Source organism: Vibrio sp. R12-SW3-ISO1, assembly GCF_059834005.1.
This window is the reverse complement of the sequence record NZ_JCBDGK010000056.1, coordinates 50343-60361: the sequence shown is the minus strand read 5'-3', so window position 1 is coordinate 60361 and position 10019 is coordinate 50343. Positions and strand designations below refer to the sequence as shown.

At 44.4% G+C, this 10019-nt stretch carries 9 protein-coding genes and 1 riboswitch; of the genes, 2 read left to right on the top strand and 7 right to left on the bottom strand.

What is annotated here, in order from left to right:
- Nucleotides 1-613: 613 nt before the first annotated feature.
- The gene (locus AC6R0R_RS18825) at nt 614-1078 is read left to right on the top strand and encodes an RNA recognition motif domain-containing protein (protein ID WP_500627830.1); all 465 of its coding nucleotides are present in this window, start codon (nt 614-616) and stop codon (nt 1076-1078) included.
- On the opposite strand, the gene murI is transcribed toward AC6R0R_RS18825, so the two are convergent.
- From murI to btuB, 3 genes are read right to left on the bottom strand one after another with little or no spacing between them, the layout of a single operon-like run.
- Entirely contained in the window at nt 1035-1835 is an 801-nt protein-coding gene (murI, locus tag AC6R0R_RS18820; RefSeq protein WP_500627829.1) for a glutamate racemase, read from the bottom strand. The two genes, AC6R0R_RS18825 and murI, sit on opposite strands and share 44 nt — an antisense overlap.
- A gap of 30 nt (nt 1836-1865) precedes the next feature.
- Nucleotides 1866-2552: a Dph6-related ATP pyrophosphatase gene (locus AC6R0R_RS18815; RefSeq protein ID WP_500627828.1), complete on the bottom strand. Its 687-nt coding sequence runs from the start codon at nt 2550-2552 to the stop codon at nt 1866-1868.
- A 47-nt stretch (nt 2553-2599) separates the two neighbouring features.
- Nucleotides 2600-4432 carry a TonB-dependent vitamin B12 receptor gene (btuB, locus tag AC6R0R_RS18810; protein WP_500627827.1) on the bottom strand — a complete coding sequence of 611 codons (1833 nt, stop codon included), beginning with the start codon at nt 4430-4432 and terminating at the stop codon, nt 2600-2602.
- Between the two features lie 51 nt (nt 4433-4483).
- Nucleotides 4484-4680: riboswitch (cobalamin riboswitch) on the bottom strand.
- 166 nt (nt 4681-4846) lie between these two features.
- Here btuB and trmA point away from each other — a divergent pair.
- The gene (trmA, locus tag AC6R0R_RS18805) at nt 4847-5956 is read left to right on the top strand and encodes a tRNA (uridine(54)-C5)-methyltransferase TrmA (protein ID WP_500627826.1); all 1110 of its coding nucleotides are present in this window, start codon (nt 4847-4849) and stop codon (nt 5954-5956) included.
- 177 nt (nt 5957-6133) lie between these two features.
- On the opposite strand, the gene AC6R0R_RS18800 is transcribed toward trmA, so the two are convergent.
- From AC6R0R_RS18800 to AC6R0R_RS18785, 4 genes are all read right to left on the bottom strand, one after another.
- Nucleotides 6134-7209, bottom strand: a protein-coding gene (locus AC6R0R_RS18800) for an IS3 family transposase (RefSeq protein ID WP_500627825.1) whose coding sequence is annotated in 2 segments (ribosomal slippage) — nt 6134-6960 and nt 6960-7209 — 1077 coding nt in all. Because the reading frame shifts where the segments join, the coding sequence is not laid out codon by codon here.
- A 309-nt stretch (nt 7210-7518) separates the two neighbouring features.
- Entirely contained in the window at nt 7519-8307 is a 789-nt protein-coding gene (locus tag AC6R0R_RS18795) for an ETEC_3214 domain-containing protein (RefSeq protein ID WP_500627824.1), read from the bottom strand.
- Between the two features lie 9 nt (nt 8308-8316).
- Nucleotides 8317-8769: a hypothetical protein gene (locus AC6R0R_RS18790; RefSeq protein WP_500627823.1), complete on the bottom strand. Its 453-nt coding sequence runs from the start codon at nt 8767-8769 to the stop codon at nt 8317-8319.
- 1 nt (nt 8770) lies between these two features.
- Nucleotides 8771-10003, bottom strand: coding sequence for a transglycosylase SLT domain-containing protein (locus AC6R0R_RS18785; protein ID WP_500627822.1), 1233 nt, complete (start codon nt 10001-10003; stop codon nt 8771-8773).
- Between the last annotated feature and the right edge of the window lie 16 nt (nt 10004-10019).

The window sequence follows — 10019 nt, the reverse complement described above, 5'->3', positions numbered from 1 at the left end:
GGCCTGCCGCCAGCGTTCAATCTGAGCCATGATCAAACTCTTCAATTTAAAGTTTTGTTGGCTCAATGAATACTGATAAGTTCCTAGTGACTAGAAGCTAGTTCCTAGAAAACTTGAATTGACTGTGCTGAATCCGAAGATTCAATGGTCACTCAGTTCATTGAAACCTAATTTGAAGCCTAAGCTTCCAATTGGATTATCATCAACGAGTGCCCACACAGATTGATAGGTTTATATTGTTAAAGAGCGTCTAGTGCGATGTCGCTTTTGCGTCTCGCTGCTAGGGGTGCGTATCTTACGCTTCCCGCTTTCAGAGTCAAGCTTTTTTATTCGCTTAATTTTTCTGAACCCGATTTGGTTTGTGACTTTCGTCTCACTCCGTGTCGGTGAGGCGGCATTATAGGGAGGTCTGAAAGGAAGACAAGCACTATTTTCAATTTATTTTCTGTTTGCTCAAAATTAAATCAAACCAATGAAAATAGAATAAAATTTCAACATTTGAGACACGTCACATCAATAGGTTGGAAAAACAATAACCTTATACGTAATATGCCTGTATCTATTTTGTTAATAATAGATTTTCTTATTCTCAACCAAAAAGTTGTATTCCAATATGAGTTCAAATAAATCAACCATTCTGATGGTAGCCTTGGCGGTATTGGGTGGCATGCTCTTTCTCTTTATCGAATCACAAGGAAAAGAGCTATCTTCTGCGTTGACTTTTGTTATCGGTGTTTTAGCTTGCGCTTTTGTTTTTAAATTTTCGAATACCGATTCAGAGCCAGTACCAGTCAGCGATCCATCCACCAAGACCTTATATGTTGGTAACCTTCCATACAAAGCAAACGAATCTCACGTCAAAGAGTTGTTTGCTCAACATGGTGAGGTATTTGCCGTTCGATTAATGAAGGATAAAAGGACAGGAAAGCGTCGTGGCTTCGGTTTTGTGGTAATGGCCACCAACGATGCGCAAACTGCAATCGATGCGCTGAATGATAAAGACTATCTTCAGCGTACCTTAAAGGTGAGGATTGCTAACAATCCAAAATCTCAATCGGAGAACTCTGAACAGGAGTAAACCCTAAGTTCTGCAGTTTTCTGTTCAGCGCTTCTTCCTGCCAAGGAGGAGCGCTGGAGTAAATCTCCCGCTTGCCTTTCTCACTCACTTCTAATTCATGACCCAGCAGCTGTTTTACGCGTCTCGCAATGGCTTGACCGGAGTCGACTAGGATAACGCCATCACCGAGCACCTGTTGGATCTCATCTTTGATGAGCGGAAAGTGGGTACAGCCTAGTACGGCAACATCAATGTGACCTTTGATCGGCAGCAGCACTTCTTCTAACTCTTCCAGTACTACCGCTTGCCCACGTAGCTTCTCTTCAGCCATATCCACCAGCCTTGTCGAGCCTAGCATTTCGACAGGTTTACTCTGAGAAAAGTTGCGAATGAGGTCATGGGTATATTCTCGCGTCACCGTCGCTGGCGTCGCAATCAACCCGACGGCTTTATTGGCCATGTTTGACGCCGGCTTAATCGCCGGCACAACACCGACAATGGGAATAGTATGCTGGGCACGAAGTGTGGGGAGCACAATGGTGCTCGCCGTATTGCATGCAATCACCACTAGATCGATGTGAAACCGATCGGCGCACTGCGACACGATTTGCTTTACGCGATCGATCAACACCCTGTGTTCTAGCTCACCGTAAGGGTACGCTTCGTTATCAAAAACGTAGTAGTAGTTGAGTTGGGGTAGGATCGCCTCGATTTCTTGATAGACAGAAAGCCCACCAACACCGGAATCAAAAATTAGAACATTTGGCTGAGAGAACACTGGCGACTTCCACACAATAAGATGCGCTGATCATACTCGCTCTGCATCGATTGGCAATATCGAGGCTTGATAACGTTGATGTGAGAAGCGCTCTCCGTGCTCTTGGCGCGTCAACGCCAACACTATCTCGCCTTGGTAGCTTCTTGTTTGAGTCACCAATGTATGAAATTCACCATTTTCTCCGCACGGATCCACCGTCTCGGGTAGTGATTGTAGGAACGCTGAGTTGTACCAAAGGCCGCAGTAGTCTGGGATAAGTTGCTCGGCATCCGTTGTGACCACTAAGGTTTGTATTCCTCTGTCGATGATCTCGTTGGCCAACGCTTGACTGCTCTCTCCAAGGAGAGGGAAGACACACTCCCATCCTGCAGGCTCAATATAGCTTCGCCGATAGTCTGCGATACCATTGCAAAACATATCGCCGAATGCGACAGCGTCTATTGCTAACCCACTATTGCGTAAGCCGTCAACGATGCTTTGCTGATAGATCTCGTTACTTGGGAACACCTCTGGCAAAGCAATCTCAATCAGCGGCAAACCGAGCAATTGTGCTTGCATCCGGACGACAGACAGCGGCGTCGCTTGAAAAGGGACTTCGTCTTTGACATAGGTCGTATAGAGGCCAATGACTTGGTATTGGCTACTGTCGATAAGTCGCTCAAGTGTGAGGGTTGAATCTTTACCAGAAGACCAACTGACGATGACGTTTTTTTTCATATAATTTGTTTATCAGTATAAAAAGCCGCCCGAAGGCGGCTTTACGATTAGAATTGGTAAGTTGCAGTAAGGTAATAAGCACGTTCTGGTGCAGGATACCCTCCGGCTGTTTCGTATTTCTCGTCTGTCACATTCTCTACCCTACCATTAAGAGTTAAATGGTCATTCGCATAGTAGTTAACAGAAACGTCAAACAGACTGTAGGCAGCTAGTTCCTCAGAAAAATCAGGTCGCTTACCCACATATTGGTAGCCAAGCGATAGGTCAAATTGCTCAAAACCGGCAACAGCGTTGTATTTATAAGTTTCTTTTGCTCTACGAATAAGCTGCTCACCTTCTTGATCTTCAGGATTTTTAAAGTCCGCACTCAATTGGTGAGATATAAAGCTAGTCTCAAACTCTGCCACAAGCTCTAGTCCTCTCAACTGGCTTTCTCCAGGAGAATTGTAGTATTTGCTTGTGCTAAAGTTATAGTCGATCAAGCTATCAACATTAGTGTCATAGCCCGTAATGGACCAATTCACGTCACTTACTACACCGCTAAATGTTAGCTCAAAAGACTCCGCCTTCTCAGCTTCAAGCGTTTCGTTGCCATAATAACTATATAATTGATACAAGTTTGGCGCTTTAAATGATGTGCCATAGGATGCTTTAACAACCAACCACTCAGAAAAACGATAGCCAGCACCAGTGTTATATGTTGATTCTGTCCCAAACTGTTCGTTGTCATCTAGGCGAGCACTCAGTTCTCCAAAAGCTTTCTCATAATCTGCATTAAGCGCAACGAAATAAGCTACATTGGTTCGATCATATTCAGTATTGGCTGGCTTAACAATGTAAGCTTCGTTGCGCCAGTCAATACCACCACTAAATACTAACGATGAACTGAATGCGTAAGATGAAGTCCACTGAAGGTTAGTCTGTTCCAATTCATCGGATGAAACTGACGAAGAGTGCTTACCTTCACTCTTTTCATAATCCCAATTATCTTGATTTTGATAGTTAACCAAGAAGTGGGAATTGAGTTGCGCTCCTGAATAATCGATACCACCTACCAACGCAACATTCTGTACTTCCGACTCCTTTAACGAATAAACATAGGTATTACTTATATAATCTAGGTAACTACCATCATACTGTGAAAAGTTTTCGAACAATCGGATGTTCGCATAACCCTTCCACTGCTGATCAATGTCGTGGACATAGCCGATTATGGCATTTCGAGATTCAAAACCATGACGATCATTATCGTTAACGCCAGAGATTGGATGAACATTATATCCTTGATCGGAATCGTAACCGACGGACAGGCTTACATGCCCATTTTTACCTACTTTAAATCCAGATACCAAGTTCAATTCTTGGTAGTCAAGGCTACCTAACCCGGCAGTGAGTTTCGTCGTTTCTTTGTTAGACTTGGCGTGTGTAATAATGTTGATGACCCCACCAATCGCCTCAGAGCCATACATTGAAGCTCTCGCCCCTCGAACGTACTCGACTCGCTCAACATAATTGATCGGTACTTGGCTAAAATCCACACCACCTTTCGCAGCACGGGCAAAACGCACACCATCAATGAGCACAAGGACTTGATCTGAGTTTGCTCCGCGAACAAAAATTGAAGCTTGCTGTCCACGGCCACCATTCTGCGTTACCTGAACCCCAGTCAACCTCTTAAATACATCAGTCAAAGACTTTGCTTGAATGCGTTCAATGTCGTCACGAGTTACGACTTCGATCTGAGCTACAACGCTCTTTGTGTTTTGCTCAAAACGATTCGCCGTCACCACCATGGTTTCATCAGCCGCGGCTTCTTGGGCCAAACTCGAGGTAGCAGGAAGTAGCGATGCCACTGCTATCGCTAGAATAGATTTGTTCATTATATTGTTCCTAAATCGCGTAAATCCTACTGAGTTCTGGCGGATGCCGTTGATGGAACTCAGCTGCTGGCAGGTATTCGGACTTAAGAGCTGTTGGCCTACTGCCTCGACTTCCCACACCTCCCGTGGTGCAGTGTCGTGTTGAGGGGTCGTTCTCTTTTACCGCTGCGCGTCAGTTCTGGATTTGCACCAGATTCCCTTTTCAGCCATCTATACATCTAGATAGCACCAGCTTGAAGGCATAGTATTGAGCCTGACGGTGTTTGTCTAGTGATAGATGGCTATAAGCTATAGTTTTACAGTGCGCATTGCGCCCGTTTCGCGACCAAGACTGGACATCAGACGGGGATTGAATAAAATCTGCGCTCTTAAATGGCAAACACCACCCAGGTAATCACCCCAAAGGTACTATTCATGGCGACTCTTGATGTAAACCCGCAGCACTACCAGCAGCAACTCGATGACAAAATCTCTCGTTTGACCGAGATGTTTTCCTGTTACGAGGCGCCTGAGTTGGAAGTGTTCAAATCTCCAGAGCAGCACTATCGCATGCGCGCCGAATTTCGCGTGTGGCACGAAGGGGATGATCTCTATTACATCATGTTTAACCAACAGACTCGTGAAAAGTACCGCGTCGATCAGTTTCCGGCGGCCAGTCGTCTTATCAATGACTTAATGCCGCTGCTTCTCGAAGCAATGAAAGATAACGACACACTGCGCCGCAAGCTCTTTCAAGTCGATTTTCTCTCGACACTGAGCGGCGAAATCTTGGTCTCGCTGCTATACCATCGTCAGCTCGATGATGCCTGGACAGTGGAAGCAAAAGCGCTGAAACAACGCTTAAATGACGAAGGGTTCAACCTCAACCTGATTGGCCGTGCGCGTAAAATGAAGATCGTGCTCGATAGAGATTATGTGGTAGAGAAACTGGATGTGAACGGCCAGCCTTATGTTTACCAGCAGGTCGAAAACAGCTTTACGCAGCCTAACGGAAAAGTGGCAGAAAAAATGCTGGAATGGGCCGTCGACTGCACCCAGGAGAGCCAAGGCGATCTGCTTGAGCTCTACTGCGGTAACGGCAACTTTTCACTGGCACTGGCACAAAACTTCGACCGTGTATTAGCGACCGAACTCGCCAAGCCTTCCGTTGAATCCGCGCAGTACAACATCGCAGCTAACAACATAGACAACGTACAGATCCTCAGATTGTCAGCCGAAGAGTTTACTCAAGCGATCGAAGGCAAACGAGAATTCCGCCGCTTAAAAGACGCCAATGTGGATTTAAGCAGCTACAACTGCAACACCATTTTTGTCGATCCGCCTCGCTCAGGCATGGATATCGATACCTGTAAGATGGTGCAAAACTATCAACGTATCGTCTACATCTCATGCAACCCTGATACGCTCAAAGAGAATTTGGACGTGTTATCGCAAACGCACAAGATCACTCGATTCGCCCTGTTTGACCAATTCCCTTACACCCACCATATGGAAGCGGGTGTGATGCTTGAGCGAATTAAATAAGGGCTCAATCAACTTATTACTGTCTAAAAAGTGACCCTGGGTACGGCTCAGGGTACGGATTCAAGAAAACACTAGAACGAATGAAAAGAACACTATCTTTAAAAGCTCTAAACAGTGTGGCATAGAGCTGACCTTTCCCCGAGATTAGTACCATCACCTCGATGAAGTTTCTTATCTTCACGCCGCTTGATTGGCATACTCAACTGGCGTCGTGTAATTGAGAGAGCTATGAGGCCGAACGTGGTTGTAATGCTCTCTACATAGATTTATTTCGTAACGTGCCTCATCCAGAGTTCTGAACCAGTGTTGATTGAGACATTCATTTCTGAATTTGCCATTTAAGCTCTCCACAAAGGCGTTTTGAGTTGGTTTACCAGGCTGGATAAAGGCAAGTGTTACCGAGGTCGCCTTACCCCAAAAGAACATAGCCTTACTGGTGAACTCTGTGCCGTTATCGCAAACAATATTGTCAGGCTTACTGCGCACCTCGGTCAGTGGAGTCAAAAATCGAGCAACCTGCTGACCACTGATTGATACGGACACCAGTTGTCCAATGATCTCTCGTGAAAAGTCATCAACGATATTGAGTACGCGAAAACGTCTTCCATTACTCAACTGATCAGATACAAAATCCATCGACCAGCGTTGATTAGCTCGGGTAGGGAGATCCATAACCAATCGAGGGCGATGTAGCTTTTTGCGCTTCTTCGTTCTGACTTGAAGCCTTTCTTCCGTGTATAGACGATAGGTGTGCTTCTTATTCACAACTAGACCTTCCGCTTTTAGTAAGCCATGGAGCATTAGGTAGCCGTAGCGAGAATATTGTGCCGCTAGCTCTTTCAAGCGTTCGCGTAACCCAATATCTGACGGGGTTTTAGGGCAGTATCGAAACGCCGTTCGACTCAAACACGCAAGCTTACAGGCCACTCTCTCACTCAGTCGATGAGTATCAATGAGATATCGGACAACAAGCTTTCGAGAAGATGGTGTTACCACTTTTTTGAGACAACGTCCTTCATCGCTTCAACTTCGAGCAGTTTCTCAGCCAACAATTTCTTGAGCTTATTATTCTCAGACTCGAGTTCCCTGAGCCTTTTTGCTTCGTTCACTTCAAGCCCAGCGTATTTGCTGCGCCAGTTGTAAAACGTGCCAGATGATATTCCCATGTCACGACAAATGTCGTCCACCTTAGCGCCAGCCTCGTGCTGCTTTATCGCCTTAATGATTTGTTCTTCCGTGTATCGTTTTTTCATTTTGAGATCTCCACTGTTTCTAGTGTATTAGAAATCTCATCAAAGTCATGGTGTTAATTTAGGGGGAAAGGTCAGAGCCACTAGCGATATTGGTGGCTTTGAGCGGGGCCTAGACTGAAGTAGTTGTGTTGCACAGCATTGTCAGCATGCGTACCGCTAGCACACCTGGAGTACTTCTGTATCCCAAAAGTCAAACAGTACAGGTTTTCCGTCACCGAAGGAAAACTCAAGTTTAAGACGTTGATCTCTGTTTGCTACACACCATCAGTTCCCTGTCCCGATACAAGCAAAGTTCTTTCACAATGCACCCTAATTAGTAATTAATTCATATTCCAGTTTGGTTAAAATCGCTGGCGCCAAATCTTCTAAGCCAACCGCACTGTAGCCATAGAAATTAGGTTTGATTTGCTGGCGTAAATTGACCAAAGCTGACGTAGAGTTTTCTTCCATCATTAACTTGTCATTAAACGTGGCTAACAGCTGTATTTGGCCCTTGGTGAGGTTAGATAGGTATTCGCTGTATCCACCGACTGAATTGTAAAGTAACGCATAGCGCCCTCCCTCCGCTTCTTCAATATAGTAATTACCACTTCTAGCTAGATTGGAAATAGCCTCTAGCGGAGTTGTTGAATCAGCGAAGGCGGTTTGCAAGTAGGTGTCGTTGCCCGCATGATACTTTATCTCTGGGACAAAACCAGGTTTCGGAAACACTAAAAATGCGTCTATTGTACCATTGGATGTAATAGCAGATAGAATAAACTTGCTGTCTTTATAGTACTTAATCTCAACTTCACCATTTGAATATTTTGTATATACGGGCGAGCCAAAGGTTTCTTCTAACACACCACTTGATGCTCGAATATATACGTTTGATAAGCGTTCATTTGACGGAGAATCTGAGAAATTTGAGACCAACAAATCCCAACCTTTTCCCGTCATATCAATGGCATCATTGAACTGACCAGCAGCGATAATAAGTGCCATAATCGCCAGAATTGGGTTGGGTGTCTTTTCCCTTAGTTTATCGAGAATAGCTTTTTCTGTTTCTACTGAAGCGATTGACGGCTCTTCAGGTACTTGCACTGCTTGTTTTTGCATCCTGACCTCTTACTCTGTCACTATCTGAGGTAGTCGAGCAACAACACGAGTACATAGATATTCGTCAACATCTTTTTCAACTGATATCGATTCAGCCACCCAAGTGTATTTCATTAGTTGGTTTGTTAGCAGCTTCGTTGTTGATGTCGCGGTTACCGTTGTTGTTACAATGTTGTCTTTGCGATCAGCTGTGACAATTTTTTTCTTTTCAGCCGTTCGGTTTGTTTCTAACTCTTGCTGCACCATAGCTTCTAAAGAAGCGGCAAGTGACGCGCGAGCTTCCATAGCAGCAACATCCATGTCTAAAGTTAGATCTCCCATACTTTCAACACATGCAACTCCAGCGATCAAACCTTCATCTAATTCTGCTTGTGGGTTCATGTGCCAGTCAGGAAACTCAGTGTTCGCAGATACTTGAAACACCAACGCTGTCATTGCAGTAAGGAGTAGAGTCTTTTTCATGTTAAATCCCTAAATCATGTTTTTTTTCGTAGTTAAGTTCTGCTTTGTGTACTTTCTTTAGGTAATTGCGAGTTTCCGCTGCAGAGTGTTTTTTCTGAATCGTGCTGAACACTTTTTCAGAAGTAAGCTGATTGATGTTTTTAACGGCAACAGAACGTTTGCCACCAAATATTTGGTAGATGGGCCCCATACCACCATTGTAGGCAGCAATAACACAGTATTTCAGGCTCTCTTCATCTTCAATGCCTTTGAAGTAGCGAGAGCGGAGAAGGTGAATGTAAGCAGTACCTACTTCAATGTTCTTTTCTGGGTCAAATAAGTAGTCTCGTTTTAGCAGCTGTTGCTCACCAAAAAGAAAGCTTGTAGCATCAAGGCCAGCAGAACTAGGAACGATCTGCATTAGACCAAAGGCTGGAATGTGTGAAACCGCGGTTGGATCAAAGGCACTTTCTGTTTTGATGATAGAAAGCACAAATTCCGGCTCAAGACCATATTTAGTTGAGTATGTTTCAACAGCGTCGTAGAAACGTTTCTCTTTGCGATTTAACCATGTAGGCGGAAAGCTAATTTGTGCTTCAATAATGCTGTTACCCTTACTGTCGATAGACTCTGTTATGACAACCTCTTCAAGGGCTTTTTCTAGCTCTTGAAGTTGAACATCCTGCTCTTCAGACACAGGGAGTAATGGTTGGTTGCTGAGTTCTTCGATTTCGGTTTCTTCGATCAAAGTGGCAGTAAACACATCCGCTTTTTGTGCTTCACCAATAGTAATTTGTGATGTGGCCCAAATCTCTTCTTTTAGCTCTTCAATACTCGTTTCTTCACCAGCGAGACTCGTTACTTTGATAACGTTCTTTTCAAAGTTCACTTCACGTCTGAGTTCCAGGGTCGGACTGTAGCTCACCCAAGAGTATTGATCACTAAAGTTAGGCTTGTCCCATTTCTTTGACACTGTGTTTTTAAATTCGTTAAAAGTCTTTTGAGCATTGGCGAGGTATTGGTCAAATTCACAGTTCTTTTGAACTTTGTATAAGTCGAATTTTGCCTCGCTGCAGAGTTTATATTTTTCAAACTCGTCTTTTGCTTCGAAAGGTTGACTAACAAAATGTTCCACGCTCGTGCATTGATTTTCAGCGATGTCAAGTTCACAAGCTTGCTGCAAAGTTTCAGCGTAGCTCAATGGGCTTGTGAGTATTAATACGAGAGGCGACAAGCACAAAATAGTATTCTTCATGATTTTCCTTTGCATT